The sequence below is a fragment of the Palleronia rufa genome (genome assembly GCF_000743715.1).
Classification (GTDB): Bacteria; Pseudomonadota; Alphaproteobacteria; order Rhodobacterales; family Rhodobacteraceae; genus Palleronia; species Palleronia rufa.
Genome location: NZ_JQEY01000009.1, coordinates 31,085 through 56,021 on the forward strand (window position 1 = coordinate 31,085; position 24,937 = coordinate 56,021).

25 protein-coding genes are annotated in these 24,937 nt (G+C 69.3%); 8 read left to right on the plus strand and 17 right to left on the minus strand.

Annotation, left to right across the window (positions count from 1 at the left end; translation table 11 throughout):
• Positions 1–2 precede the first annotated feature (2 nt).
• From KW83_RS12300 to KW83_RS12320, 5 genes are all read right to left on the minus strand, one after another.
• The gene (locus KW83_RS12300; protein WP_036179137.1) at positions 3–698 is read right to left on the minus strand and encodes a TRAP transporter small permease; all 696 of its coding nucleotides are present in this window, start codon (positions 696–698) and stop codon (positions 3–5) included.
• Between the two features lie 134 nt (positions 699–832).
• Positions 833–1,861 (minus strand): DctP family TRAP transporter solute-binding subunit, encoded by a 1,029-nt coding sequence (locus tag KW83_RS12305; RefSeq protein WP_036179140.1) that lies wholly within the window; start codon positions 1,859–1,861, stop codon positions 833–835.
• A 204-nt stretch (positions 1,862–2,065) separates the two neighbouring features.
• On the minus strand, positions 2,066–3,289 hold the full coding sequence (locus KW83_RS12310; protein ID WP_036179143.1) for a sigma-54-dependent transcriptional regulator: 1,224 nt from the start codon (positions 3,287–3,289) through the stop codon (positions 2,066–2,068).
• Positions 3,286–4,971, minus strand: coding sequence for a sensor histidine kinase (locus tag KW83_RS12315; protein WP_036179145.1), 1,686 nt, complete (start codon positions 4,969–4,971; stop codon positions 3,286–3,288). Before KW83_RS12315 ends, KW83_RS12310 begins: the two co-directional genes overlap by 4 nt.
• Positions 4,972–5,047: 76 nt before the next feature.
• Positions 5,048–5,509 carry an Lrp/AsnC family transcriptional regulator gene (locus KW83_RS12320; RefSeq protein ID WP_036179367.1) on the minus strand — a complete coding sequence of 154 codons (462 nt, stop codon included), beginning with the start codon at positions 5,507–5,509 and terminating at the stop codon, positions 5,048–5,050.
• Between the two features lie 139 nt (positions 5,510–5,648).
• Here KW83_RS12320 and cysG point away from each other — a divergent pair, with 139 nt between their 5' ends.
• The 6 genes from cysG (at position 5,649) to KW83_RS12350 (ending at position 11,083) form a co-directional block, all read left to right on the plus strand.
• Complete coding sequence (gene cysG, locus KW83_RS12325) at positions 5,649–7,064, plus strand: siroheme synthase CysG (RefSeq protein WP_036179147.1); 1,416 nt, start codon at positions 5,649–5,651, stop codon at positions 7,062–7,064.
• A complete protein-coding gene (locus KW83_RS12330; RefSeq protein WP_036179149.1) occupies positions 7,064–7,363 on the plus strand; it encodes a DUF2849 domain-containing protein in 300 nt (99 codons plus the stop codon). Before cysG ends, KW83_RS12330 begins: the two co-directional genes overlap by 1 nt.
• A 4-nt stretch (positions 7,364–7,367) precedes the next feature.
• Positions 7,368–9,035 carry a nitrite/sulfite reductase gene (locus KW83_RS12335; RefSeq protein ID WP_036179152.1) on the plus strand — a complete coding sequence of 556 codons (1,668 nt, stop codon included), beginning with the start codon at positions 7,368–7,370 and terminating at the stop codon, positions 9,033–9,035.
• Entirely contained in the window at positions 9,025–9,783 is a 759-nt protein-coding gene (locus tag KW83_RS12340; protein ID WP_036179155.1) for a phosphoadenylyl-sulfate reductase, read from the plus strand. The genes KW83_RS12335 and KW83_RS12340 overlap by 11 nt, the downstream gene beginning before the upstream one ends.
• Complete coding sequence (locus tag KW83_RS12345) at positions 9,780–10,199, plus strand: DUF934 domain-containing protein (protein ID WP_036179157.1); 420 nt, start codon at positions 9,780–9,782, stop codon at positions 10,197–10,199. Before KW83_RS12340 ends, KW83_RS12345 begins: the two co-directional genes overlap by 4 nt.
• A gap of 65 nt (positions 10,200–10,264) precedes the next feature.
• Positions 10,265–11,083, plus strand: a complete 819-nt coding sequence (locus tag KW83_RS12350; protein ID WP_036179160.1) for a ferredoxin--NADP reductase — start codon at positions 10,265–10,267, stop codon at positions 11,081–11,083.
• A gap of 94 nt (positions 11,084–11,177) precedes the next feature.
• Here the strand turns inward: KW83_RS12350 and KW83_RS12355 are convergent, their stop codons facing one another.
• A complete protein-coding gene (locus KW83_RS12355; RefSeq protein WP_036179163.1) occupies positions 11,178–11,810 on the minus strand; it encodes a hypothetical protein in 633 nt (210 codons plus the stop codon).
• Between the two features lie 169 nt (positions 11,811–11,979).
• Between KW83_RS12355 and infC the strand changes: the two genes are divergently transcribed.
• Entirely contained in the window at positions 11,980–12,522 is a 543-nt protein-coding gene (gene infC / locus KW83_RS12360; RefSeq protein WP_036179166.1) for a translation initiation factor IF-3, read from the plus strand.
• Positions 12,523–12,609: 87 nt separating this feature from the next.
• Complete coding sequence (locus KW83_RS12365; RefSeq protein ID WP_051928477.1) at positions 12,610–13,689, plus strand: endonuclease/exonuclease/phosphatase family protein; 1,080 nt, start codon at positions 12,610–12,612, stop codon at positions 13,687–13,689.
• Between the two features lie 100 nt (positions 13,690–13,789).
• Here the strand turns inward: KW83_RS12365 and KW83_RS12370 are convergent, their stop codons facing one another.
• The 11 genes from KW83_RS12370 to KW83_RS12420 form a co-directional block, all read right to left on the minus strand.
• Positions 13,790–14,776, minus strand: a complete 987-nt coding sequence (locus tag KW83_RS12370) for a molybdopterin-binding protein (RefSeq protein ID WP_036179169.1) — start codon at positions 14,774–14,776, stop codon at positions 13,790–13,792.
• Positions 14,776–15,747, minus strand: a complete 972-nt coding sequence (locus KW83_RS12375; RefSeq protein ID WP_036179383.1) for an XdhC family protein — start codon at positions 15,745–15,747, stop codon at positions 14,776–14,778. Before KW83_RS12375 ends, KW83_RS12370 begins: the two co-directional genes overlap by 1 nt.
• 567 nt (positions 15,748–16,314) lie before the next feature.
• Complete coding sequence (locus tag KW83_RS12380; RefSeq protein WP_036179172.1) at positions 16,315–17,883, minus strand: GMC family oxidoreductase; 1,569 nt, start codon at positions 17,881–17,883, stop codon at positions 16,315–16,317.
• Positions 17,884–17,906: 23 nt separating this feature from the next.
• Positions 17,907–18,428, minus strand: coding sequence for a gluconate 2-dehydrogenase subunit 3 family protein (locus KW83_RS12385; RefSeq protein ID WP_036179175.1), 522 nt, complete (start codon positions 18,426–18,428; stop codon positions 17,907–17,909).
• A 44-nt stretch (positions 18,429–18,472) separates the two neighbouring features.
• Complete coding sequence (locus KW83_RS12390) at positions 18,473–18,868, minus strand: VOC family protein (protein ID WP_036179179.1); 396 nt, start codon at positions 18,866–18,868, stop codon at positions 18,473–18,475.
• 110 nt (positions 18,869–18,978) lie between these two features.
• Positions 18,979–19,269: a ribbon-helix-helix domain-containing protein gene (locus tag KW83_RS12395; protein ID WP_036179386.1), complete on the minus strand. Its 291-nt coding sequence runs from the start codon at positions 19,267–19,269 to the stop codon at positions 18,979–18,981.
• Between the two features lie 173 nt (positions 19,270–19,442).
• Positions 19,443–21,692 (minus strand): OmpA family protein, encoded by a 2,250-nt coding sequence (locus tag KW83_RS12400; protein ID WP_036179182.1) that lies wholly within the window; start codon positions 21,690–21,692, stop codon positions 19,443–19,445.
• 86 nt (positions 21,693–21,778) lie between these two features.
• Positions 21,779–23,041, minus strand: a complete 1,263-nt coding sequence (locus KW83_RS12405; RefSeq protein WP_036179185.1) for a vWA domain-containing protein — start codon at positions 23,039–23,041, stop codon at positions 21,779–21,781.
• A gap of 74 nt (positions 23,042–23,115) precedes the next feature.
• A complete protein-coding gene (locus KW83_RS12410; protein ID WP_036179188.1) occupies positions 23,116–23,475 on the minus strand; it encodes a VOC family protein in 360 nt (119 codons plus the stop codon).
• Positions 23,472–24,008: a hypothetical protein gene (locus KW83_RS12415; RefSeq protein ID WP_036179200.1), complete on the minus strand. Its 537-nt coding sequence runs from the start codon at positions 24,006–24,008 to the stop codon at positions 23,472–23,474. The genes KW83_RS12410 and KW83_RS12415 overlap by 4 nt, the downstream gene beginning before the upstream one ends.
• The gene (locus KW83_RS12420) at positions 24,005–24,916 is read right to left on the minus strand and encodes an AAA family ATPase (RefSeq protein ID WP_036179203.1); all 912 of its coding nucleotides are present in this window, start codon (positions 24,914–24,916) and stop codon (positions 24,005–24,007) included. Before KW83_RS12420 ends, KW83_RS12415 begins: the two co-directional genes overlap by 4 nt.
• Between the last annotated feature and the right edge of the window lie 21 nt (positions 24,917–24,937).

The window sequence follows — 24,937 nt, forward strand, 5'->3', positions numbered from 1 at the left end:
GCTCAGGCCTCCTTTTCGGATTGCGCGGCGCGGGCCTGCGCGTCGGCCACGTCGTCCTCGGCTTCGTGGCTGACGATGAAGCTTTCGCGCTTGCCCCGGACCACGTCCACGAAGGCCTGCGCGAAGCGGAACAGCAGCAGCGACACGCCCACGGGCAGCATGGTGTAGCCGACCACGCGGGGCAGCTTCTCGTACTCCTCGCCCATGTTGATGAGCGGCTCCAGCCAGCGCAGCACCGGCACCATGGGCACCTGATCGGTGATGTACCAGGCCTGGTCGCGGGTCTCTTCGAAACCGGTGGGAAACCAGCGCCCGGCCGTGCGGTCCAGCGACGCGTAGGGCGCCCAGTAGTCCCAGGCGCCCTTGAGCAGCAGCAGCGCGTAGATCAGGCAGATCACCCCCGCCAGGAGCGTCAGGACCCGCCGCGGACCGGAGGGCAGGACGTTCAGAAGCGCGTCCACGCCCAGATGCGCGGTCACCTTCACGCAATAGCTGACGCCGAACAGCACCAGCCAGGCGAACAGGATCAGCGTGACCTCCAGCCCCCAGATGAGCGAGGAGTTGAACAAATAGCGCAGCACGACATTGGCGAAGGTCACCATGGTCATCAGCCCCAGCAGCACGGCGATGGCGGTCTTTTCGAAGCCATCGACCGCGCGGTAGAGCGCGCCGCGATCCCGCGTATCGGATGTGGACATGGATGCCTCCCCAGACGGTCGATCCTCGATATGCCGGTGCCGCGGAATGCCGGTGCCGCGGAACGTCCTCCGCCCGGCCCCGCCGGCAAGGGCCGCGGGCTGCGCCCCGAAAGGCGCGGCCCGCGGCGGTCGGATCAGCCCGACACTTGCGCGTTGAACTCCTGGGCCGCGTCGATGTTCTCCTGGCCCACGTCGTCGGTGAACTGCTCCCAGACCGGTTTCATCGCATCGACCCAATCCTGGCGCTGCGCGTCGTCCAGCTCGCGGATCTCGGCGCCTGCATCCAGGATCGCCTGGCGCGCCTCCGCGTCCACGTCCGCCACCGCCGCGTTGCGCTCGTCGGTGACCTCGGCCAGGATCGTGGTGATCTGGTCGCGCACGTCGGGCTCCAGGCTGTCGAGCCAGTCCACGCTGGCCACCACCAGATAGTCGATGATGCCGTGGTTCGTCTCGGTGGTGCCGTCCTGCACCTCAAAGAACTTCTGCCCGTAGATGTTGGACCAGGTGTTCTCCTGCCCGTCCACGACGCCCTGCTGAAGCGCGCCGTAGACCTCCGAGAAGGCCATCGGCTGGGGCGAGGCGTCCAGCGCCTCCATCTGGGCCACCAGCACGTCCGACGGCTGGACGCGGAACTTCAGCCCCGCGGCGTCGCCCGGCTCGATCAGCGGCACGTTGGCCGAGAACTGCTTCATCCCGTTGTGCCAGAATTCCAGACCCTGAAGCCCGCGACGCTGCATGGAGTCCTTCATCGCCTTGCCGGCATCGGACTCCTGGAAGGCGTCGACCGCTGCGATATTGACGAACATGAACGGCAGGTCGAACAGGCGGAATTCCTTGGTGAAGGCCTCGAACTTCGACAGCGACGGCGCCGCCATCTGCACGTCGCCTTGCAGCATCGCCTCCAGCACCTGGTCGTCGTTGTAGAGCGTCGAGTTGGGATAGACCTCCATGCAGGCGGTGCCGTTCATCTCGGCGTTGATCCGCTCCTGCAGCAGGCTGGCCGCGATGCCCTTGGGGTGCTTGTCGGTGTTGGTGACATGGCTGAACTTGATGACCATTTCGCCGTCGTTGCATTCGTTGGCGCCCTGGACCTCCTCGTCCTGGGCGCTCGCCGCGCCGGCCAGAAGGCCAAGGGCCATGGCTGTGGTGGTGAGAAACTTCATCGTTATCCTCCCGATGCGATCGTTTCGATCCGGTCCGCCGCGCCGTCCCGAACGGGGCGCGGTCCGGGATGCAGGATGAAGAGCCCTGCGCGCCGCGCAAGGCGGATTCTCGCTGTTTGCGGTAAAGTTTCGGATATCAGGGCCTTGCGGGGCGGGATTATTGCGCCGTCCGGCGGCGCTGTGCGGGTTTACGCACATCGGGCGTCAGGAACGGTAGGACTCCGGCCTCAGCCGGTGGCGGGCCAGCTTGTCGTAGAAGGTCTTGCGCGGCAGTTGCAGCGATCGCGCCGCGTCGCTGGCGCGGCCGTCGAACCGCTTCAGCGCGTCGATCAGCAGGCTGCGCTCATAGGCGGCCATCCGTTCGGCCAGACCCAGCCCGGTGTCCGGCGCGCCGCCCGCGCCCAGGGCAAAGCGCATGGCCGCGTTCATCAGCGCGCGGGTGTTGCCGGGCCAGTCCTGGGCGGTGAGCCGGGCCAGATGCGCGTCGTCCACCTCCGGCGGCGCCACGCCCGCCTGGTCGGCCGCCTGGGCGACATAGGCGCGGAACATCGCCGGGATGTCCTCTGGCCGTTCCGACAGGGACGGGATGCGCACCCGCAGCACGTCGAGCCTGAGCAGCAGGTCCGGGTCGAACCGGCCCTCGCGGCAGGCGGCGCCCGGATCGTCGGTGGTGCCGGCGATCACGCGCATCCCCGCGCCGGCCTCGATCCGGGCGCGCAGGGCGAACTGGGCGGCGGTGGTCAGGCGCGCGACCTCGTAGAGGTAGAGCGTGCCCTGCCCGGCGGCCTCGACCGCGGCGGCCACGTCCCCGGCGCCCAGCGACGCGGCGCGGACCTTGTGGAACGGGCGGCTGGCCGCGCCAGACAGCAGGTGGATGACCTCCGCCACCTTCGACAGGCCCGATCCCGGCGCGCCGGTGATCAGCACCTCGGCATCGGTGCGCGCCACCTGCCGCACCCGGTCGCGCAGCGCCGCGGCCTGGGCGCTGACGCCGAAGATCCAGCGCTCGGCCGCGTCGCCGGCCGTGGCCCGGCGCTTCTGGCGGCGCGCGTCCAGCACGCTCCCGCGCGTCCGCAGCGCCTTGTCGAGCACGCCCACCAGGTCCTGCGGCGCGCAGGGTTTCTCCAGGAAGTCGAACGCGCCCTCCGCCATGGCCCGCACCGCCATCGGCACGTCGCCCTCTCCGGTCAGCAGGATCACCGGCAGCTCCGGGTCGATCCGCTGGACATGGTGGAGAAAGTGGAACCCGTCGCGCCCCGGCATCCGGATGTCGCACAGCACCACGCCGTCGTAATCGGGCACCAGCCGGTCCTTGGCCACGGTGACCGAGGCGACGGACTCGGCCTCCAGCCCGGCCAGATCCAGCGTCTGGCCCAGCGCGTCGCGCACATCGGCGTCGTCCTCGACCAGCAGCACGCGGCGGCTCATGCGGCGGCCTCCAGCCGGGCGGGCCGGAGCCGCAGCTCGAACAGCGCGCCGCCGCGGGCAAGGTTGCGCCCGGTCAGCTCGCCCCCGAAGGACGACGCCAGCCGATGCGAGATCGACAGCCCCAGCCCCATCCCCTCTGCCTTGCCCACGTCCTTGGTGGAATAGAACGGGTCGAACATCCGCCCCGGCTCGGCGATGCCGGGGCCGTTGTCGCGCACCGTCAGCCGCACTGGATCGCCCGCCGCCATCCGCACCGACACCCGCGCCCCGTCGCGGCCCTCCACGGCGTCGAGCGCGTTGGTCACCAGGTTCAGCAGCACCTGCTGCAGCCGCACCTCGCCGCCGCGCACCCAGACGGGCGCGCCCGCCTCCGGCCAGTCCACCCGGGCCCCCATGGCGCGCGCCCGGAAGCGCACGATATCGGCCACCGCCTCGATCACCGCGGTCAGATCCACATCCGCCACCGCCGCGTCCTCGGCCCGCGCGAAGGCGCGCAGGGACCGGATGATCCGCCCCATCCGCCGCGCCATCTCCGAGATCCGGCCCAGCGACTCCGCCGCCCGCTCCGGCCGGCCGCGCTCCAGATAGGCGGCGGCGTTCTCGGCGTAGGAGCGTACCGCCATCAGCGGCTGGTTCAGCTCATGGCCCAGTCCGGCGGCCAGCTGGCCCAGCGCGGCCAGCTTGCCGGCCTGCACCAGGTCGTCCTGCGCGCGCTCCAGCGCCGCCTCCGCCTCCCGGCGCTCGGCGATCTCGCGGGTCAGCCCGGCGTTGGCGGCGCGCAGCTCCGCCGTCCGCGCGGCGACCTGGCGCTCCAGCCGCCGCGCCGCCAGCGCCTCGGCCCTGAGACGCGCGCGGCCGGTCAGGATCATCGCGCCCGCCACGGCCGCCGCGGCCAGCACCCCGGCCAGCTGCGCCAGCGCCGCGCGGACCGCGGGCGCCGTGTCGGCCAGCAGCGACCCGGTCAACCCCACCACCGGCAGGTCGCGGGTCGCCACCAGGGCGCGTTCGGGCAGCTCCCGCGCGCCGTCGATCCGCCACAGCTCATGGCCCCGCACGCCGATCCGGCGCACCGCGACCGCCCCCAGCTCGGCCCGGTTCGAGATCAGCACCTCCCCTGCGGGCGTGGCGAAGAAGAGCGGCTCCGGCGCGCCGCGCCACAGCCGGTCGATGCGGTCCAGATCGACGCCCGCCAGCACCGCGCCCAGCACGCCGCCGCCGGGCGCGAAGACCGGGGCGGCGAACTCGTAGAGCCGGGGCGCGCCGGGCGGAACGACCGCCACGCCGCGCCCCAGCGCGCCGGTCAGCGCGCGGTCCAGCGGCGCGCCGCCCGCCCGCGGCCCCATGGGCGGACCGGCCGCCGACAGCACCCGCCCGTCGCGCGCCACCAGCCGCAGCGCGCGCAGGTCGGTCTTGTCGGCGATCCGCCCCAGCCGCGCCTCGGCCTCGGCCGACCCCGCCCCGGCGGCCGCCGCCGCGACCACCGACGGGTAGTCCGCCGCCAGCACGGCCGTCTCGCGGTACTGCTGCAACAGGCTGACCAGTGCATCGGCGGCAAGGTCCAGATCGGCGCGCGCGCCCTGCGCCAGCCGGTCCAGCGCGCGCCCGTGCAGCACCGGCCACGACACCGCCCCCAGCCCCAGAAGCCCCAGGCACAACACCAATGCGCTCAGACCGCGTCCCATGACCGGATCCTATCCGACGGGCGCCGCGCGCCCAATCCCCCGGACGGGCGATGGCCCCGCGCGGCCCGCGGGCCGCTCACAGCGGCAGCGCCGTGGTGAATTTCAACTCTTCCATGGACAGCAGCGCTGTGACGTTGTGGATCTTCACCTCCGCGATCAGCGCCTGATAGAACGTGTCGTAGGCCCGCGCATTGGGCACCCGCACCTTCAGGATATAGTCGATATCGCCCGCCAGCCGGTGCGCCTCCTGCACCTCGGCCCGGGACCGCAGCGCCTGCAGGAACCGCCCCTGCCAGTCCGCGTCATGCTCGCTGGTGCGGATCAGCACGAAGAAGCAGGCGTCGAACCCCAGCGTCTCCGCGTCGAGCAGCACCGTCTGCGTGCCGACGACTCCGGCCTCGCGCATCTTGCGGATCCGGTTCCACACCGGCGTCTTGGAGGATCCCACGCGGCCCGCGATCTCGTCCAGCGACTGGCCCGCGTCGCGCTGCAGTTCGCGAAGGATCTTCCGGTCCAGATCGTCCAGACGGACGGCCATTCGCCTTACCCCACCGATGCGGAACGCGCGGACCAGCCCGGCGCCCCCGAAAAACATACGTTCCTTATATACGGCCCTCCCCTGCCCGAAAGCGGAAACATGTTCTATCTCGATGGAACGGTCGCAAGGAGTCGTCCCGATGAAGCATTTCCCGATCTTCCTGGCGCTCGACGGGCGCCGCGTGGTGCTCTCGGGCGGCGGTCCGGCGGCCCTGGCCAAGCTGCGGCTGCTGCTGAAGACCGAAGCCCGCCTGACCGTGATCGCCCCGGACCCGGACCCGCAGATCCGCGAATGGGCCGCAGAGGGGCGCCTGCGGCTCGTCGAACGCGGCACGGAACCGGGCGATGCGCTCTGCGCCGCCCTTTTCTACGCCGCCAACGACGACGACGCAGAGGATGCGCGCGTGGCCGCATTGGCCCGCCGCGACGGCGCGACGGTGAACATGGTCGACAACCTCGACGGCTCGGACTTCATCACCCCCGCGATCGTCGACCGCGACCCCGTGACCGTCGCCATCGGCACGGAAGGGGCCGCCCCGGTCCTGGCCCGGGCCATCAAGCGCGACCTGGAAGAGCGGCTGCCGCCGGTGTTGGGGCCGCTGGCGCGCATCGGCAAGGCCTTCCGCCAGATGGCCGAAGCGCTGCCCATGGGCCGGGCGCGGCGCGACTTCTGGGCCGAATACTACGCCACGGCAGGGCCCCGCGCCCATGCCGCGGGCGGAGAGGCCGCGGTGCGCGCGACGCTCGACACCCTGCTTGCCGGCCATCTGCAGGCCCGCGCCGCCCCCGGCCATGTCGCCTTTGTCGGTGCGGGTCCGGGCGATCCGGACCTTCTGACCATGAAGGCGCGCAAGGCGCTCGACGCCGCCGACGTGGTGGTTTTCGACCGGCTGGTGACGCCTCAGATCCTGGAGCTGGCGCGCCGCGAGGCGGAGATGATCGACGTCGGCAAGGAGGGGTTCGGCCGCCACACGCCGCAGGCCAAGATCAACGCGCTGATCGTGGACCGCGCCGCCCGGGGCCATCAGGTGGTGCGGCTGAAATCCGGCGATCCCACCGTTTTCGGTCGTCTCGACGAAGAGATCGAGGCCGTGACCGCCGCCGGGCTCGGCTGGTCCATCGTGCCGGGGATCACCGCCGCCTCCGCCTCGGTCGCCGCCATCGGCCAGAGCCTGACCCGGCGCGGCCGCAACGGCTCCGTGCGGATCCTGACCGGCCACGACATGAAGGGCTTCGCCGATCACGACTGGGCTGCCCTTGCCCGTCCCGGTGAGGTCGCCGCCATCTACATGGGCAAGCGCGCCGCGCGCTACATCCAAGGCCGGCTGATGATGCACGGCGCCGATCCGATGACCCCGGTGACGGTGGTCGAGAACGCCTCCCGCCCCGATGAGCGGACGCTCGCCACCACCCTGTCCCGGCTGGAACCGTCCCTTGGCGATGCCGGTTTCGACGGTCCGGCCCTGGTGCTTCTGGGCCTCGCGCCGCGCACCGGAGTCATACGGAACTCTTACGGAACTCCTACGGAACATCCTGCCCTTCAGGAGGCTCTCTGATGCCCCGCGCCTTTACCCCCAAAGTGGTCACCGCCAACCGCCTGCTCGAAGGCGACGCGGTCTGGCTGACCGAAGACGACCGCTGGTCCACCGACATGACCCAGGCCGAACTGATCGAGGACGAGGCCGTCGCCCAGGACCGTCTGCTCCTGGCCAACAGCCAGTCCCGCCTGGTCGTGGGCGCCTATCTGGCGGATGCGAAATCCGGACCGGACGGCCCCGAACCCACCCATTTCCGGGAAGTGTTCCGCACCCGCGGGCCATCCAACTACCCTCACGGCAAGCAGGCGGAGGCCTGAAATAATGTACCAGTACAACGACTTCGACGAAGCATTCGTGCGCGCGCGCGTGTCCCAGTTCCGCGCCCAGGTCGCGCGGCGCATCGACGGCGCGCTGACCGAGGATGAGTTCAAGCCCCTGCGCCTGATGAACGGTCTCTACCTCCAGCTCCACGCCTACATGCTGCGCGTGGCAATCCCCTACGGCACGCTCAACAGCCGGCAGATGCGCCAGCTGGCGATGATCGCCAGCCGCTGGGACAAGGGCTACGGCCATTTCACCACGCGCCAGAACATCCAGTACAACTGGCCGGAATTGAAGGATATTCCCGATATCCTCGACGCTCTGGCGGATGTCGGGATGCACGCGATCCAGACCTCCGGCAACACCATCCGCAACGTCACCGCCGACCATTTCGCCGGCGCCGCCGCGGATGAGATCGCGGACCCGCGCCCCTATGCGGAGCTTTTGCGCCAGTGGTCCACCGATCATCCTGAGTTCCAGTTCCTGCCGCGCAAGTTCAAGATCGCGGTGACCGGCAGCCCCAATGACCGCGCCGTCACCCGCGCCCACGACATCGGCCTGGAGATCATTGAACGCGAAGGGAAAATCGGGTTCCGTGTGCTGGTGGGCGGCGGCTTGGGGCGGACGCCGATGATCGGCAAGGTGATCCGCGACTTCCTGCCCGAAGCGGACCTGCTGCCCTATTGCGAGGCCATCGTCAGCGTCTACAATCTGCTCGGCCGGCGCGACAACAAGTACAAGGCGCGCATCAAGATCACCGTGCACGAGACTGGCGTCGAAGAGATTTCCCGCCTGATCGAAGAGCGATTCGCGCAGATCCGGCCCGCCTTCACCGGCGTGGACCAGCAGCTTCTGGACGGGATCCGGGCCGCCTTCGCGCCGCCCGACCTGGAGGCCGCGCGCACCGATGCCTATGAGACGGCCTATGCCGGCGACCCGGTGTTTCGCGCCTGGGCCGACATCAATCTGACCGCGCACCGGCAGCCCGACCACGCGATCGTCTCGGTCTCGCTGAAGGCGCCTGGCCAGACGCCGGGGGACGCCACCGCCCATCAGATGGAGGTGCTCGCCGCGCTGGCCGAGGCCTATGGCCACGATGAGCTGCGCATCTCCCATGAGCAGAACGTCATCCTGCCCCATGTCGCCCGCGCCGATCTGCCGGAACTGCATCGCGCGCTGAAGGAGGCGGGGCTTGCCACCGCCAACATCGGCCTTGTCTCCGACATCATCGCCTGCCCCGGCATGGATTACTGCGCGCTTGCCACCGCCCGCTCGATCCCCGTCGCCAAGGAGATCGCCACCCGCTTCGAGGAGCTGAAGTTGGAGCACGAGATCGGCCCGCTGAAGATCAAGATTTCCGGCTGCATCAACGCCTGCGGCCATCACCACGTGGGCCACATCGGCATACTGGGTCTGGATCGCGCGGGGGTGGAGAACTACCAGATCACGCTGGGCGGCGATGGAACGGAGGACGCGGCCATCGGCACGCGCACCGGCCCGGGCTTTGCCTATGATGAGATCGTGCCTGCCATCGAACGGATCCTGCTGGCCTATCTGGACCAGCGCGCGAACGCGGAAGAGACGTTTTTGCAGACCTACAAGCGGCTTGGCATGGCGCCCTTCAAATCCGCGCTCTACGATGCCGAGGAACGCGCCGATGCGGCATGAACCCCGGATCGCGCCGGTGGCGGACCGGGTGGCGGATCTCAACCGCCGCTACGCCCACCACGCGGCCATCGACGTGTTGCGTCATGCTCTGAAGGATCCGGCCGTAGGGCGCACCGCCATGGTGTCGTCCTTCGGATCGGAATCGGTGGCGCTGCTGCATCTGGTGGCGGTCGTGAACCCGTCCACACCGGTGCTGTTCCTGGACACCGAGATGCTGTTTCCCGAAACGCTCGACTACCAGCGGGACGTCGCGCTCAAGCTGGGTCTGACCGATGTGCGCGTGATCCATCCCGATCCGGCGGACGTTGCGCGGCTGGACCCCGACGGGCTGCTGAATCGCACCGACCCCGACGCCTGCTGCAACATGCGCAAGACCGCGCCGCTGGCCCGCGCTCTGGACGGATTCGACGCCTGGATCACCGGGCGCAAGCGGTTCCAGGGCGGCAGCCGGGCCAGCCTTGAATTCTTCGAAGAAGAGGCCGGCACCGGTCGGATCAAGGTCAACCCGCTGGTCCACTGGGAGCGTGACGGCGTGCGCGACTACATGGTGAACAACCGCCTGCCCCGGCACCCGCTGGTCAGCCGCGGCTATCCGTCCATCGGTTGCGCGCCCTGCACCAGCCGCGTGGCGGAGGGCGAGGACCAGCGGGCCGGGCGCTGGCGCGGACAGGACAAGGAGGAATGCGGCATCCATTTCGTCAACGGGAAGGCAGTGCGCCGGCCGATCGCAGGGGAGGACGCGGCATGAGCGTCATCGTCACCGACCATGGCTTTGCTCCGGACGACTGGACGGCGGGCTACACGCCGTTGCAGAACCACCCCTCGGACGAGGCCGGCCGCGGTCTGTCGCTGGACGTGCCGTCGGACGCGGATCCCGCCGAGCTGGCCGACCGGCTGGCCGGCGTGCAGATGATCCGCGTCGACTTTCCATCCTTTTCCGACGGGCGCGGCTTCACCATCGCGCAACAGCTGCGCCGCCAGGGCTATGGCGGGCGGCTCCGCGCCAGGGGGCACGTCATCGCCGACCAGTACGCGATGGCCCGCCGCGCCGGTTTCGATGAGGTCGAGATCGACGACGACCTGGCCGCGCGCCAGCCGGAATCGCAGTGGCTGGCCCGGGCCGACTGGCGGGCGCATGACTACCAGTCCCGCCTCCGCGGCTGAGCGCCGCCTTTCGCACAGACCGAAATTTTGTATAGAGGGCCGGGCAATCCGTCCGGCAATAGAGCATGAACCAGATGACTTCCGTCAGCCCCATCCGGCCAAAGGCCCTTCCAGATGCCCAGACCGTTCTGTCGGTCACCCACTGGACCGACCGGCTGTTTTCTTTCCGGGTCGCGCGGCCTGCGTCGCTGCGGTTCCGCTCCGGCGAATTCGTGATGATCGGCCTGCTGAAAGAGGACGGCAAACCGCTTCTGAGAGCCTATTCCATCGCCTCCCCCGCCTGGGATGACGAGCTGGAATTCTATTCCATCAAGGTCGAGGACGGCCCGCTGACCTCGCGCCTGCAGCACATCCGGCCGGGGGATGAAATCATCCTGCGGCCCAAGCCGGTGGGCACGCTGGTCCATGACGCGCTGCTTCCAGGCAGCCGGTTGTGGTTCTTTTCCACCGGCACCGGCATCGCGCCATTCGCAAGCCTCATCCGCGAGCCGCAGACCTATGAGGACTACGACCGGGTCATCCTCACCCATACCTGCCGGAACGTGGCCGACCTGGAATACGGCCGGCAACTGGTCGAGCAGGTCAGATCCGACGAGATGCTGCGCGAACTGACGGAAGGCGGCGTGGACAAGCTGATCTATTATCCGACCACGACCCAGCAGCAGAGCCCCAAGACCGGTCGGATCACGGACCTGCTGTCATCGGGCGAAATCTTCCGCGACCTCGGCATCGAGGGCATGACGCCCGATACCGACCGGGCCATGGTCTGCGGCTCCATCGGGCTGAACACCGACCTCAAGGAGATCCTCGAAGGCTTCGGCCTGCGCGAAGGGGCCAATTCCGAGCCGGCCGAATACGTCGTCGAAAAGGCCTTCGTCGGATAAACCGCGCGGCGCCCGCCCGGCCTCCGCCAGGCGGGCGCCCCGGTCCCGGAGCGGATGTCGCCGCCGCCCTGCGTCGGGGGCGACGGCAGGCCGATCACATGCCCAGTGCGCTCCGGATCTCGTCGATGGCGCTTTGCACGGCGGCATCGTCGCTGGGATCGACGTTCTGCGCGGTCTCGACCAGAGGCGTCACTTCTTCTTCGGGAAGGCCGCTTTCGTCCTGCAGGTACGTCACCACCTCGTCGCTGTTCCAGCCCTCGACGGTGAGCAGATCCTCTATGGACGCGCCGTCGCCGGAGCCGGAGTCCTCCGCAAGCGTCGCCGCCTGACCGGAATCGCCACCGGCTTCGGCGCCGACCGTGCCCTCGTCCTCGGCAGCCGCTGCGGCATCGTCCTGAGCCGCCACGGCGGGAGAGTCACCGCTCTCGGCCGCATTCTCGGCCGCGTCGGTCGCCTCGCCGGAGGCCGCGCCGGTATCGCTCGTGTCGGCCTCCGTGGCCGCGGACTCGCTCTGGGCGGCCGCCCCGGTGTCCTCGGAGGCCGCGCCGGATCCGGCCCCGGCATCTCCGCCGCCCTGATCGGCTCCGGCCGCGCTCTGGTCGGACCCCCCTGCCGACCCTTCGGCCGCGCTCGACTCCGTCGAATCCCCGGACGCGCCATCCGCTTCTTCGTCCTGGCACGCCGCCAGCGTCATTCCGGCCGCCAGAAGCGCCACAATCGAGGTCATTCGCATAGTCATCATCGTCTCCTATCGTTGTTTCTCTGCCGTTTCCCCTCCCGACTACCCTTCAGATAGGGCGAAACACGTTTCGACCACCCGTTCGCGTCTTGATGAAGGGTCGCCAAGCCGCTATTTTGACGGCCTGACCCTGTTCACAACCGAAAGGACGACCCCCATCGCTCGCAGACCGCACAATGCCCCGCCAACGCGCGACACCGGACCACGTGTCAACGATCGCATCCGGGCCGCAGAAATCCGCCTTATCGGGGCCGAGGGCGAGAATGTCGGGGTGGTGACCCCGGACCGCGGGATGGAGCTTGCGGAGGCCGTCGGACTTGACCTGGTCGAGATTTCGCCCAACGCGACGCCGCCGGTCTGCAAGATCATGGACTTCGGCAAGTTCAAGTACGAACAGCAGAAACGCGAGTCCGAAGCGCGCAAGAAGCAGAAGACGATCGAGGTCAAGGAGGTGAAGTTTCGCCCCAATACCGACACCCACGATTACGACGTCAAGATGCGCAACGTGTTCAAATTCCTTGAGAACGGCGACAAGGTAAAGATCACCCTGCGGTTCCGGGGCCGTGAAATGGCGCACCAGAACCTGGGCCGGGAACTCCTGGAGCGCGTCGCCGACGACACCAAGGACATCGGCAAGGTGGAAAACTTCCCCAAGATGGAAGGCCGCCAGATGGTGATGATGATCGGACCATCGCGGTAGACTCCGCGGTCTAGGCATTACGCCGTGCAGATCGTCTGCATCAGCAGGCCGGACTGAACCGGACCGCAAAGGACTGGGGGCCAATCGATGCAGACCGTTCTCGACCTACTGATCACGGCCGCCGCTCTACTTGCGGTTGTCGGCACGATCATGCCGATTCTGCCGACACATCAGTGGTGGATCCGCGCATGGGACTTTCCCCGCCTGCAAATCGCGATCGTCGGACTGATCGCACTGGTCCTTAGCCCGCTGGCGACACCGCCCCTGGGCTGGGCACTCGGCGTTCCAGCGCTCTTGGCGACACTTTGGCAGGCGGTGCGGATCTACCCGTTCAGCCCGTTCGCGCGGACGGAGATGACGCTGGTCTCACCGAACGACAGCGGATCGCAAGTGACGCTGGTATCCTCCAACGTGGAGATGCCGAACGAACGCCATGGCGACGTGCTGCGGCTGATCGACGACATCGACCCCGACATGCTTTTGCTGATGGAGCCGAACGCCCGCTGGCACGCGGCGCTCAAGGACCGGCTTGCCGCCTATGAGACCGTCGCCACCGAGATCCGAGAGAACTACTACGGCATGATCTTCTGCACCCGGCTGAAGGTCCATGAGCTCGACATCGTGTATCTCAGCCATGACGATACCCCGACCCTTTTTGCAGAGCTCGAAACGCCGGCGGGTCAGGTGTTCCGCGTCGTCGGGCTGCACCCGCGACCGCCCGTGCCGGGCAACGACACCGACGACCGCGACGCGGAGATCCTGTTCGCCGCGCGCTTCGCCAAGAAGGACGACGTGCCGCTGATTGCCGTGGGCGACTTCAACGACGCGGCCTGGTCCAGTTCGTCGCGGACGTTCAAGCGGGTGGGCGAGTATCTGGACCCGCGAGTGGGGCGCGGTATGGTCGCCAGCTTCGACGCCAACCGCCGCTGGTTGCGGGTTCCGATCGACCAGCTTTATGTCACCAAGGAGGTGGCGGTTTCCGAGTTCCGGCGCGGACCGCATGTGGGGTCCGACCACTTTCCGCTGATCGCACGGATCGATCTGGACCGGGAGGCCGCACGCCGCGCCAACGGTACCCCCCCCAAGCTTCCCGCGACCGAGCGGGACGAGATCGACCGGATCGTCGACACGTACCGCGAGGCGCTGGAGCGAAGCGAGACGGACTGAGCGTGCCGGTCGCGGCGTCGTGCCGCAATCAGGGCGCGGAAACGCGGCATCTCCCCGGTCCGCCGCACACGCTCCGGCACATTGCCCGTCAGGTAGCGGATCAGCCGGCGCGGGGGTGCGGACGCGCGGGGCTTTCCTTGAGCAGACCGCCCAGCCCCATGGCGGCGATCTCCTCCGCCGTCGGCTCGATCCCGCAGCAGATCCGCTCCAGCACCCAGTCGGCACCGTTGAGAGCCGGGGACCGGGCGCAGCCCGGCAGCCCGATCACCGGCACCGAGCCGCGCATTCCGTAAAACAGCAGGTTTCCCGGATCGACCGGCATTCCGAACCGCACCAGCGCGCCCCCCGCAAGGGCAAGTCCCGCGGGCCCCACATCCCGCGCATCGGATGTGGCGGAGGCGGTGAGGATCAGCGCCAGGTCACTTGTCACCGCCCCCAGCGCCGCGGCGATGGCGGGCGCGTCATGGGGCACGACCCGGACCGCCGAAAGCTGCATTCCCAACCGGTCCAGCCGGGTGGCGATCGCCGCCTCTCCCTTGCCGGGTCCCCCGCCCAGGTCGGTGACGATCAACGTGGCATCCGACAGGACCACCGGCGCCACGGCCACCGCCCCCGCCGCGATCCGCGCGCCCTCCGCAACCGATCTGCCCGGCACGGCGTAAGAGATGATCTTGATCGTGGCGACCATGGTGCCCGCGGCGACCCGGGCGAAAGGCGGCAGGGTCGCCAGCGTCACCATCGGATCGAGCAGGTTGAGCCGGTGGATCGCGCCCGCATCCAGCCGCAGCACCCCCGGGCCGGTCGCATAGAGGTTCACGCGCCCCGTGCTCGCCTCCGTCACGCGCAACCCCGCCGCCCCCGGATCCGCCACGATGGCGCGGGCGATGGCGGCGGCGGCGGTATCCTCGTCCAGATCGTCGGGGCCCGGAACCGCGACGATCGCGCGGTCGATCCCCTCTGCCTCCAGCGCGGCGATGTCGTCGGCGTCCAGCCTGCGCCCCTTGCGGATACGCCCCGATGCCAACCGGTGCGAATGGGCCAGGATCGCGCCTTTCGCGCGGACAAGAGGCCGCTCCCCGAATTCCATCACCCCTGCCTCAGCCGCGCGGTGATCTCCGCCATCACGGCCAAGGCAATCTCCGACGGGCTGCGCGCGCCGATATCGAGCCCGACAGGCGCATGGATGCGGGCGATCTGCGCTTCGGTGAAGCCTTTGTCGCGCAACCGGGCGACGCGCTTGCCATGCGTCCGGGTGGAGCCGAGGCAGCCGAGGTAGAACACGTCGGAGGCCAGCGCCCGTTCGATCGCCGGATCGTCCAGCTTGGGGTCGTGGGTCAGCGTCACCACCGCGGTGCGCGGGTCGAGCCCGTGGGCATCCAGCGCCTCGTCCGGCCAGTCGTGAATCAGCGTCTGGTCCGGAAACCGTTCCGGGCTGGCAAAGCTTTCGCGCGGGTCCACAAGCACCGCATCGTAGCCCGTCAGCCGGGCCATCTGCAGGAGGGGCTGGGCGATGTGAACGCCGCCGACCACCACCATCCTGAGCGGCGGGTTGTGGATGGCGACGAAGCGGGTGCCGCCGTCCTGAAAGCCGGAGCGATCCAGGCGGAAACGGTCGCCATGTGCCGGGGGGTGAACCAGCCGCCGCGCCCAGCTTTCGGTATCGACCTCATAGGCCACCTGGCGCCGGTCGCGTCGCGCCCCGGCCAGGTCCGCCAGCAGGTCGGCGGGCAGGTCGCCGTCGCGCACCGGCTCGACCATGACGCGGATGCGGCCGCCGCAGGCCAGGCCCACGGCGAAGGCCTCATCGTCCGAGACGCCGAACTCCATCAGCCGCGACCCGCCCTCCTCCGCGGCCTCCATCGCCTCGACGACCACGGCGCCCTCGACGCAACCGCCAGAGACCGACCCCGCGATTTCCCCGTCGCCGGAAATGGCCAGCTGGCTGCCGACGGGGCGCGGCGCCGAGCCCCAGGTTTCGACCACGGTGGCCAGCACGGCGCCGCGTCCGGCCCGGTGCCAGTCAAGCGCGATCTCGGGGATGTCGTCGAAGCTGGTCATGGCAGGCGCCCGGTGATGGGGTGGGGATCGGCGCGGCCCGATCCGGCGCCGCGACAGTTCCGCAAGGATGAAGGACCACGCCGGGAATGAAAAGGGCCGCCCGCGCGGGAACGCCATTCCGCACTCCCGGCTCAGCGCCCTTCCGGCCTGTCGCCCTGAGGCGGCGGGTGTCTGGTCCCCCCGTCCGGACGCCGCCATGTGACGACATCGGAGGATGGCGGCCAAGTCCGTGTCCGTGCCGGAGGCCGTCTCCGTCACGTCCGTCAGCCCCGGGGTCCGGGCCGCCTTTCGGCGGGGGCCTCTGGCCCGGCCTGGCCGGGATCGCCCCTTGGTCCGGCGGGTCCCTATGGGCGGGGTGGGTCCCTTCTTGCTTCGGCTGGCGCCCGGCGGCCCACCCGTTCGTGGCGGAAGCCATGTCGCCAGTCTGTCCGCAGGAGACGGCCACCGCCGGGATGGCGGCAGGCCCGGACATGACAGGGGCGGCGGGAACACCGCCGCCCGGCCGGCACGGCGGAACGGGTCGCCGCGCGGGGCGCCCGTCCGCGGTGCCGCCGCCGGCGGAAGGTGTCAGACCTCGTTTTTCGACATCGCTCCGGCGATATGGTCGGCCTGGCGGATCGCCAGCGCCACGATGGTCAGGGTCGGGTTCTCGGCCGCGCCGGTGGTGAACTGAGAGCCGTCCGATACGAAGAGGTTCGCGATATCGTGGGTCTGGCCCCACTTGTTGACCACGCCGTCCTGCGGATTGGCGGACATCCGGTTGGTGCCAAGGTTGTGCGTGGACGGATAGGGCGGCGTCGGCAACGTTCGCGTGGCACCGACCGCATCGTACATCGCCATGCCGACCTTGTAGGCATAGTCCCGCATCGCCCGGTCGTTCTGGTGATCGGAGTAGTGGACATTGGCCACCGGCATGCCGAACTGGTCCTTGGTGTCGCTCAGGGTGACGCGGTTGGATTCCTGCGGCATGTCCTCTCCGACGATCCACATCCCGGCCATGTTCTCATAGGAGTCGAGCGCGGTGGTGAACTCCCGCCCCCACGCGCCGGGATCGAGGAACGCGGCCATGAACGGCAGGCCCAGGCTCAAGGTCTCCAGCTCGAACCCGCCGACGAAACCGCGCGACGGGTCGTGCCGGGCCTCGTCCTGCACGACGCCGGCCATGGTCGTGCCGCGCCACATCTTCACCGGCTTGTCGAAGATTCCGTAGACCGAACCCGTCAGGTGGCGCATGTAGTTGCGCCCCACCTGCCCGGAGCTGTTGGCCATCCCCTCGGGATAGATCGACGAGGCCGAGTTCAGCAGCAGCCGCGGACTTTCGATGGAATTGCCCGCGACGCAGACGATGCGGGCCATCTGCTTGTGCTCGGTCCCGTCCTCGGCGGCGTAGACCACGCCGTTCGCCTTGCCGTCGGGGCCGTGCTCGATCCGAAGCACATGGGCCTTTTCGCGGACTTCCAGGTTGCCGGTAGCTTCGCCCGCCGGGATGTCGGTATAGGCCGTGGACCACTTGGCCCCCCACTTGCAGCCCTGGAAACAGAAACCGGTCTGCTGGCAGGGCGGCCGGTCGTCGTACCAGTCGGAGTTGATCGCCATGCGGCCGGTGTGGACCTCTTCGTAGCCCAGCGCCTTGGCCCCGGTTTCGAAGACCTTGTAGTTGTTGGAACCGGGCAGACCCGCGCGGCCGCCCGTGCGGGTGACCTTCATCTTCTCCTCGGCCCTGGCGTACCAGGGCGCCAGTTCCTTGTCGTCGATGGGCCAGTCCAGAAGGTTCGCGCCCTCCAGCGCGCCATAGGTGGTCGCAGCCTTCCACTCGTGCGGTTGGAACCGCAGCGAAGCACCGGCCCAGTGGGTCGTGGTGCCGCCCACGGCCTTGACGATCCAGGCCGGCAGCCCGGAGAAGTCCTTGGCCACGCGCCAGTCGCCGGAGGTCGTGCGCGGATCGAGCCAGGCAAGCTGGCCGAAGCTCTCCCATTCGTCGTTGACGTAATCCTCCGGCAGATAGCGCCCGCCGGCCTCCAGCGCGACGACGCCGATGCCTTTCTGGGCCAGTTCGTTGGCAAGAACCCCGCCCCCGGCGCCGGTTCCGATGATGACCACGACGCTGTCGTCGCTGAGGTCGAATGGTGCTGGCATGTTCTAGATCCTCCCTGCGCGTCTCACAGCCACGCGATGTCGTCGAAGCCGCGGTCGATGTAACCGCCCTGGGAATACGATTCGCCCTCATATCCGAAGATCGGCCAGACGGCCTTTTGGTTGTAGAGCCCTGTCACCAGGCCCGCCCGGATCTTCTCGAAGAACGCGTCGTCGGCCATGGATCGCAGCACCTCCGCGCGGTCCCGCTCCCACCCGATGTCGAGATAGCGGCTGCCTTTGAGGTCCGTCGCGCGCCTGTCCAGCGCCGCGATCCCGGCCTCTGTCGCGTCGGCCTCTTCGGGCGTGTCGTACCCCTTGACCGCGGTCACGTAGTTGGCGTCGGGGATCCGGTCGTGGGGATAGATGTCGCGCGCCATCTGCACCAGCGTGGCGAAGCTCTCGGGCGTCATGGCCGTCATCTCGGTGGCCCATGCGGCGTCGCGCCCGGCCACGAACCCCGCGCCGCAGACGAAGGCGCCGGCCGCGGTGGCCCGTGACAGCAGTTGGCGCCGTGTCAGGCCCCTGGGGGCCGTCGTCGTGGTCATGTCTCTTTCCTCCCTCTTGTGCTGTCCGCCCTGATGGGGCTGCGTCACCCGAACCGGCCGCTGCGCTCGAGCACCTCGATCTGATAGCCGTCGGGATCGGCGATGAAGAAGAACCGCCCGATCAACGTACCCCTGGGTGCGAATTCCACGATCTTGCGCGGGCTCAACCCGGCCTCTGTCAGGCGCGCGTGCTCCCGGTCCAGGTCCGCGACCGACACGGCCAGGTGGCCGTAGCCGTCGCCCAGATCGTAGGCTTCGGTCCGGCCCTTGTTGACGGTCAACTCGACCTCGAACGCGGCTTCCGCATTGCTGAGATAGATCAGCGTGAAATCGTCGAAATCCAGCCGGTCGGCCACGTCCAGACCGAAGGCGGTCCGGTAGAACGCGACCGATCGCGCCTCTTCCAGGACGCGGATCATGCTGTGTATGGCTTTGGCCATGGGGACTCCGGTGCAGCAGCCTGTTGCGAAAACTCTGCCCCAGGAGACGCGGCCGGTGGTGGTATATGCTTACTGCATATGCGCCGGCGGCCTCAGACTTTGGTCGGAGGTCATTCCGCGGCCATCATGGATCCCGGCGCGTCGGGCCGAGACAGGTAGATCACGCAGGCCGATCGGAGCGCCGACGTGAAATTTTGCGGCGTATCGCCACGAAGGGCCATCTCATCGTGCAGCGTGGCGATGAAATCCGTAAGGCTCATGCGTTCCTCAGCGGAAAGGCGGTCGAGCACCTCCCAAAAGACGTTCTCCAGCCGGATCGACGTGCTGTACCCCCGGAGGCGGAGGCTGCGGGACGTGCTGGCGTAGAGCCCCGGATCCTGATTGGCGTAAACTCGGCACATGTGATTCTCCCTTCCGCAGCGCATTTCGGCAGTATCCAGGTGCAACTGGGTCCGCGTCAACGTGCACGAACGCAGCGAAGCCGCCGGGGTCATCGACGCGGTGGGCCGGTCCGCAGAAGCGACCCGGCCCGCCGTCATCCGTTCGCGCGATGGCTCGCGCGGATCCGCGCCCCTCAGTTCGCCGCGGCGACCTGCAGAAGCGGGGTGATGTTGCGCACCGTGGCGCGGCGGTTGGCCCGTTCGTCCGCTTCGGTCGGCACTTTCAGGAACCGCTCGCCATAGCCCTGCACCACCATGTTGGAGGCCGGAACCTGGAAGTACTCCGACAGAGCCAGCGCGACGGATTCGGCGCGACGGTCGCTCAGCGCCAGGTTGTAGGCCGCGTCGCCCACCGCATCCGTGTGGCCCTCGACCAGGAAGACCGCGCGCGGTTCCTGGGCGATGGTGTCGCGGATGAACTGGCCGAGGGCGCGCAGCTGCTGCGCCTGCTCCGGCCGGATCGCTGCGGAGCCGGTATCGAAGGTGATCGCCTCCAGATCGACCGCCGGCACCTGATAGCGCACCTCCGGGATGTTGCGCACCTGGGACAGGCTGAACGCGCGGTCGAACTGACGGTTGGCCGACAGGGCGTCGCGCAGTGCGGCCTCGTCGTTCAGATCCACCGTACGAGAGGTTTGTTCGGTCTGCTGGAGCTGTGCCACGTCCACCGGCTGGTACGTCTGGTCGATGTCGTCGATCAGCACGACGCGCGTCCCGTCCGGCGTGATCCGCACCCGGCGGACGACGCGCAAGTCGGCATCGCGGATCGTGACCACCTGGCTGCCGTCCTCATAGCTGACCGTGCTGCGGGTCGAGCCGTCGCTGAAGGTCTCGTTCCGGACCTCTGCCCCGGGCTGGCGGAGAAGCGCGTTGTCGTCCTTGATCAGTTCGTAGCTGCCGTCGCCGCGGGACACCACGACCCTGTCGTCGGCAGAGGCCACGACCTGCCGGTTGCCGCGGATCAGAGCCCCGACGGCCAGCGCGCCGGCGCCGAGCAAGAGACCCTTTTCGAGGTTGCTGAGACCGCCGCCGTCGTCGTTGGCGGCGGCGGTTGCATCCGCCTCGCCCGTCTGCTGCTGGCCGGTCTGTTCCTGGCCCGCCTGTTGCTGGCCGGTCTGCTGCTGGGCATTCGCTCCTGCCGCGCCCTCCGCGCTCCGCTGGATCGAGGTCGCGAAATCCTCCGAACTGGATCGTGAGGTCTCCTCGGTGACGGTTGTGGTCTGGGTATCGACGGCCTCTGCGTCCTCTGCTGCGGCGGCCGCGACGGGCGCCTGGCCTTCGACGGCGGCCGCTTCGGTCTGCGTCATCGGCGCGGCGGCGCCCGTTTCCGCGGGGGCGGTCTGGGTTGCGCTGTCGGCACCTGCCCCGGGGGCTGCCGTCTCGGCCGGCGCCGCGCCGGTCTGGCTGCCGGTCTCTGCGCCGGCTGCGGGCTCCTGCGCCGCGCCGAGGGACTGCTCCAGCTCATCGGCCGACGGCATTTCCGCATCGGCAGCGGCCCCGCCAGTCGCGGCAGGCGCCGTATCACCGGCAGACGGTGCCGCCTGGGGTTCCGCGGCGGGCGCCGCGGTCTCGGGGGCCGCGGGTTCGGCACCCGCATCCGGCGTGGTGGTCTGGCCGCTCGTATCCGACGCGGCGGTCTGGCCACTCGCATCCGGCGCGGCGGTCTCGGCGCTGGCCTCCGGCGCGGCGGTCTGGCCACCCGCATCCGGCGCGGCGGTGTTGGCGCCCGCATCCGGCGCGGCGGTCGCGGCGCTGGCGTCCGGCGCGGCGGGTTCGGCGCCCGCATCCGGTGCAGTTGTCTGGCCGCTCGTATCCGGCGCGGCGGTCTGACCGCCCGCATCCGGCGCGGCGGTCTCGGCGCTGGTGTCCGGTGCGGCGGTTTCCGCGCCCGGTGCGGGGGCCGCGCCCGCCTCCGGAGCGCTCGGAGCGGCCGCGCTGTCCGGGGCGGCGGGTTCGGCCGCACCGCTGGCGTCAGGCGGGGCCGTCTCCTCCGTCGCTGCGGGGGCGGCGGGTTGTTCCGGCGGTGTTTCGGAGCCTGTCTGCGCCGGCGCCTCTCCGGCATCCGGAGCCTCCGGCGCGGGTGCCGTCGCTTCCGGCGCCGGGGCCGGCGCCGGCGCGCTCTCTCCGGCCTCTGCCGGAGCCGCGTCGGCGCCGGCCGACGGCACCACCGCGTCGATGGCGTCCTGCGGGACGCCCGCGGCGGTCGCGCCCGCTATGGCGCTCTGGCAGCCATCGCTGTCCGCCCCCGCGGAGCAGGCCTGCCCCACCTTGCCCAGCATTTCCTGCACGCTCTGTTGGCTGGCATCCTGCGCCAGGGCCGGGAACGGCACGGCCAGGTTGAGGCTGGCCAGGATGGCCGTCGTCGTCTTGAGGGCGGATTTCATCTGTGTTTCCTCCGGATGGTGTGTTGACGCCACAACGGCGGTGTCGCGGCCCCGTTCCGCCCGTTGGCGAAGTTGTGACGCGGGGCTCAGCGCATCAGGGCCAGCATGCGCGCCTTCTCGCCCTTGTCCTCGGGGCGCGCCACGGCGCGGGCCAGCCCTTCGAGCGACGCGATATCGTGACCGGCGCGAAAGCTGTCGACGTGCCGCATCATGGTGGCGATGCCGCGCGCCCGGGGGGCGAACCCGTCGAAGCGCAGCAGAGGGTTCAGCCAGATCACCCGGCGCGCGGTCAGACTCAACCGGGCCATGGCGCGGTCCAGCTCCTCCGGGTCGCCCCGGTCCAGCCCGTCGGTGATCAGAAGGACGATCGCCCCCTGGCCCATGACCCGGCGCGACCAGTCGCGGTTGAACGCGGCCAGACTGGCGCCGATACGCGTTCCACCCTCCCAGTCCTGCGCCTGCGCCCCGGCCGCCGCCAGGGCCGCGTCCACGTCCCGGTGGCGCAGGTGGCGGGTGATGTTGGTCAGCCGGGTGCCGAAGGTGAAGGCATGGACATCGGCCCAGCCCGCGCCCTTCTGGTTCGACACGGCGTGGAGGAAATGCAGCACCGCGCGCGAATAGGCCGACATGGAGCCGGAGATGTCGCACAGCGCCACCAGCGACGGCCAGCGGATGCGCTGGGTCCGGGTCTCGAACCGGGTGACCTCACCGCCGCGGCGCAGGGCGCCCTGCATGGTGCGGCGCCAGTCGGCGCGTCGGCCCAGAGCGTCGGCGATGGTGCGGCGCGAACGAAGCGGCGGGACCGGCAGCGTCAGCCGCGCGATCATCCTGCGGGCGCGGGCCATCTCGGCATTGGACATCTGTTCGAAGTCGAGCGTCCGGAGTCGTTCCTCATCGGAGACCGTGCGGCTGGCGTCGACTTCCAGAACATGGTCCTCGGGCGCGTCCTGCCGATCCGGCTGTGGCAGATCGGGTTCCTCGGCGCCGTTCAGCAGCGCCTCCGCCGCGCGTTTTTCGGCCGCCCGTGCCGCGCGTTCCTCCGCCACGCCGCGTACCATGGGCGACAGGAACGAAATCATCTGCTCCATGTAGCGCGGGTCGCGCCAGTAGAGACGGAAGAGCTGGTCGAAGACCTCACGCTGGTCGCGCCGGGTCACGAAACAGGCATGGAGCGTCCAGTAGAAGTCCCGCCGGTCGGTGAAGCCCGCCGCCTCCACCGCGCGGATCGCGTCGATAACCCGCCCGGGCCCGATCGGCAGGCCCGCGTTGCGGAGCGCGCGCGCGAACCAGGTGATGTTATGGGCGAGCTTGGGATGCTCGGGCAGATCCAGATCGGCGTATCTAGCCATGGGGGTACCAGGGGGCGTTGCCCCCGCCGCTGCGCGGCCCCCCAGGATGTATGGGGAAAGATGAAATACGCCCCTCAGCCATAGGTCGCGACCTCGACAAGGTTGCCGTCCGGGTCGGCGAAGTAGAGCGAGGCAATCGGGCCGCGCGCGCCGGACCTGGCGACCGGCCCTTCGAGGATCTCCACCCCCTGTGCCTTCAGCCGGGCCGCGACGTCCGCGAGCGGACGGTCGGTCAGCGGGCAGATGTCGCCCGCTCCGATACCGGCGTGGTTGCGGGTCTCCTGTCCGAGGCTCTGGAGGTTGATCTTCAGGGCGATGCGCCCCGTGCCGAAGTCGATCCGTCGGAGCGCAAGGGCGCGGGCGTGGAAATCGGCGGCGGCCTCGGGAGCGCGGACGGTCAGAACGACGTGGTCGATGGCGGTGACGAGGGTCATGCGGGGGTCGTCCAGAGCAAGGCACCAATGGCGACTGCTGCGGCAAGCATCGGCAGGCCGAGGTGCCAGCCGCACAGGTAAAGGCGGGCGTAGATCCCGAAGTATGCAACGTCTCTTGCGGCAAGCGGCAGCACGTCCGCTATTTGGCGTGCATTCCTGGCGGTTTCGTCGGAGTCTTCGGTTTCCGTTCGAGATGCAAAGCTATGGAGGTCTTCCCTCAATCGGTCGAATTTGGATGCCTCGGCACGTGCATCGTATCTGATTTCACCCAGTTTCCGTCCCAGAAGAGTCCAGTTCCGAACCGAAATCCAGTCGCCATACCATTGCACGCCGTGTCCCAGCGCGGCGGCACCGATGAGAAATGCCAGCGCCAACCGGACCCTTTCCGCGGCAAAGCGCAGGCCGACAACGGATGTCTCGGCGATCTCGATCCGGCCAAGCGACAGGAAGATGGCGGTGCCGGACAGGAGCGGCACCGTCCGGCCCGTGGTCCGCGTCGCGCGCGAGATCGCCTCCTGGCCAAGGAAAGTCATGCCGCCGGAAGCTCGGCGCGGACCTCGTCCAGGAGGCGCTTGGCTTCGGAGCCTTCGAGCCGCTGGATGTCGTCTTGATACTTGAGGATCGCGCCGAGCGTGTCGGCGATCACCTGGGGGCTCAGTTCCATCATGTCCAGCGCCAGCAGGCACTTGGCCCAATCGATGGTTTCCGCGACGCCGGGCTTCTTGAACAGATCTTCGGTCCGGAGCTTCTGCACGAAGGCCACGACCTCCCGGCTGAGCCGGTCTGACGCCTCCGGCGCGCGGGCCTGCAGGATCTCCATCTCACGCTCGAAGACCGGGTAATCGACCCAGTGGTAGAGGCAGCGGCGCTTGAGCGCGTCGTGGATCTCTCGCGTGCGGTTCGACGTCAGGATGACGATGGGCGGCACCGGGGCGCGGACGGTGCCCAGTTCGGGGATGGTCACCGCGAAATCCGACAGGGCTTCGAGCAGGAACGCCTCGAACGGGGCGTCGGTGCGGTCGATCTCATCGATCAGCAGCACCGGGGCACCGCCCGGCTGGGGCCGCATCGCGTCCAGCAGCGGGCGCGAGATCAGGTACTCCTCCGTGAACAGCTCTGTCTTGAGCGTGTCGCGGTCGGCGCCGCCAGAGGCCTCCGCCGCGCGGATCGCGATCATCTGCTCGGCGAAGTTCCATTCATAGACGGCCGAGGCGGAATCCAGCCCCTCGTAGCACTGCAGGCGGATGAGGCGGCGCCCCAGCGCGGCGGCGATGGCCTTGGCGATCTCGGTCTTGCCCGTCCCGGCCTCCCCCTCCAGAAACAGCGGCCGTCCCAGCCGCAGCGCCAGAAAGGTCACCGTGGCGAGCGGCCGTCCGCAGACGTAGTCCTGCTCTCTCAGCATCGCCTGCACGGCGTCGATGGAGTCCGGCAGATCGGTCATGTGGTTCCCCCTCCTGTCCCG

Excerpts from the sequence above, each read along its gene's own strand:
- KW83_RS12300 (WP_036179137.1), bottom strand. The coding sequence starts at position 698 with ATGTCCACATCCGATACGCGGGATCGCGGCGCGCTCTACCGCGCGGTC.
- KW83_RS12305 (WP_036179140.1), bottom strand. The coding sequence starts at position 1,861 with ATGAAGTTTCTCACCACCACAGCCATGGCCCTTGGCCTTCTGGCCGGC.
- KW83_RS12310 (WP_036179143.1), bottom strand. The coding sequence starts at position 3,289 with ATGAGCCGCCGCGTGCTGCTGGTCGAGGACGACGCCGATGTGCGCGAC.
- KW83_RS12315 (WP_036179145.1), bottom strand. The coding sequence starts at position 4,971 with ATGGGACGCGGTCTGAGCGCATTGGTGTTGTGCCTGGGGCTTCTGGGG.
- KW83_RS12320 (WP_036179367.1), bottom strand. The coding sequence starts at position 5,509 with ATGGCCGTCCGTCTGGACGATCTGGACCGGAAGATCCTTCGCGAACTG.
- cysG (WP_036179147.1), top strand. The coding sequence starts at position 5,649 with ATGAAGCATTTCCCGATCTTCCTGGCGCTCGACGGGCGCCGCGTGGTG.
- KW83_RS12330 (WP_036179149.1), top strand. The coding sequence starts at position 7,064 with ATGCCCCGCGCCTTTACCCCCAAAGTGGTCACCGCCAACCGCCTGCTC.
- KW83_RS12335 (WP_036179152.1), top strand. The coding sequence starts at position 7,368 with ATGTACCAGTACAACGACTTCGACGAAGCATTCGTGCGCGCGCGCGTG.
- KW83_RS12340 (WP_036179155.1), top strand. The coding sequence starts at position 9,025 with ATGCGGCATGAACCCCGGATCGCGCCGGTGGCGGACCGGGTGGCGGAT.
- KW83_RS12345 (WP_036179157.1), top strand. The coding sequence starts at position 9,780 with ATGAGCGTCATCGTCACCGACCATGGCTTTGCTCCGGACGACTGGACG.
- KW83_RS12350 (WP_036179160.1), top strand. The coding sequence starts at position 10,265 with ATGAACCAGATGACTTCCGTCAGCCCCATCCGGCCAAAGGCCCTTCCA.
- KW83_RS12355 (WP_036179163.1), bottom strand. The coding sequence starts at position 11,810 with ATGACCTCGATTGTGGCGCTTCTGGCGGCCGGAATGACGCTGGCGGCG.
- KW83_RS12365 (WP_051928477.1), top strand. The coding sequence starts at position 12,610 with ATGCAGACCGTTCTCGACCTACTGATCACGGCCGCCGCTCTACTTGCG.
- KW83_RS12370 (WP_036179169.1), bottom strand. The coding sequence starts at position 14,776 with ATGGAATTCGGGGAGCGGCCTCTTGTCCGCGCGAAAGGCGCGATCCTG.
- KW83_RS12375 (WP_036179383.1), bottom strand. The coding sequence starts at position 15,747 with ATGACCAGCTTCGACGACATCCCCGAGATCGCGCTTGACTGGCACCGG.
- KW83_RS12380 (WP_036179172.1), bottom strand. The coding sequence starts at position 17,883 with ATGCCAGCACCATTCGACCTCAGCGACGACAGCGTCGTGGTCATCATC.
- KW83_RS12385 (WP_036179175.1), bottom strand. The coding sequence starts at position 18,428 with ATGACCACGACGACGGCCCCCAGGGGCCTGACACGGCGCCAACTGCTG.
- KW83_RS12390 (WP_036179179.1), bottom strand. The coding sequence starts at position 18,868 with ATGGCCAAAGCCATACACAGCATGATCCGCGTCCTGGAAGAGGCGCGA.
- KW83_RS12395 (WP_036179386.1), bottom strand. The coding sequence starts at position 19,269 with ATGTGCCGAGTTTACGCCAATCAGGATCCGGGGCTCTACGCCAGCACG.
- KW83_RS12400 (WP_036179182.1), bottom strand. The coding sequence starts at position 21,692 with ATGAAATCCGCCCTCAAGACGACGACGGCCATCCTGGCCAGCCTCAAC.
- KW83_RS12405 (WP_036179185.1), bottom strand. The coding sequence starts at position 23,041 with ATGGCTAGATACGCCGATCTGGATCTGCCCGAGCATCCCAAGCTCGCC.
- KW83_RS12410 (WP_036179188.1), bottom strand. The coding sequence starts at position 23,475 with ATGACCCTCGTCACCGCCATCGACCACGTCGTTCTGACCGTCCGCGCT.
- KW83_RS12415 (WP_036179200.1), bottom strand. The coding sequence starts at position 24,008 with ATGACTTTCCTTGGCCAGGAGGCGATCTCGCGCGCGACGCGGACCACG.
- KW83_RS12420 (WP_036179203.1), bottom strand. The coding sequence starts at position 24,916 with ATGACCGATCTGCCGGACTCCATCGACGCCGTGCAGGCGATGCTGAGA.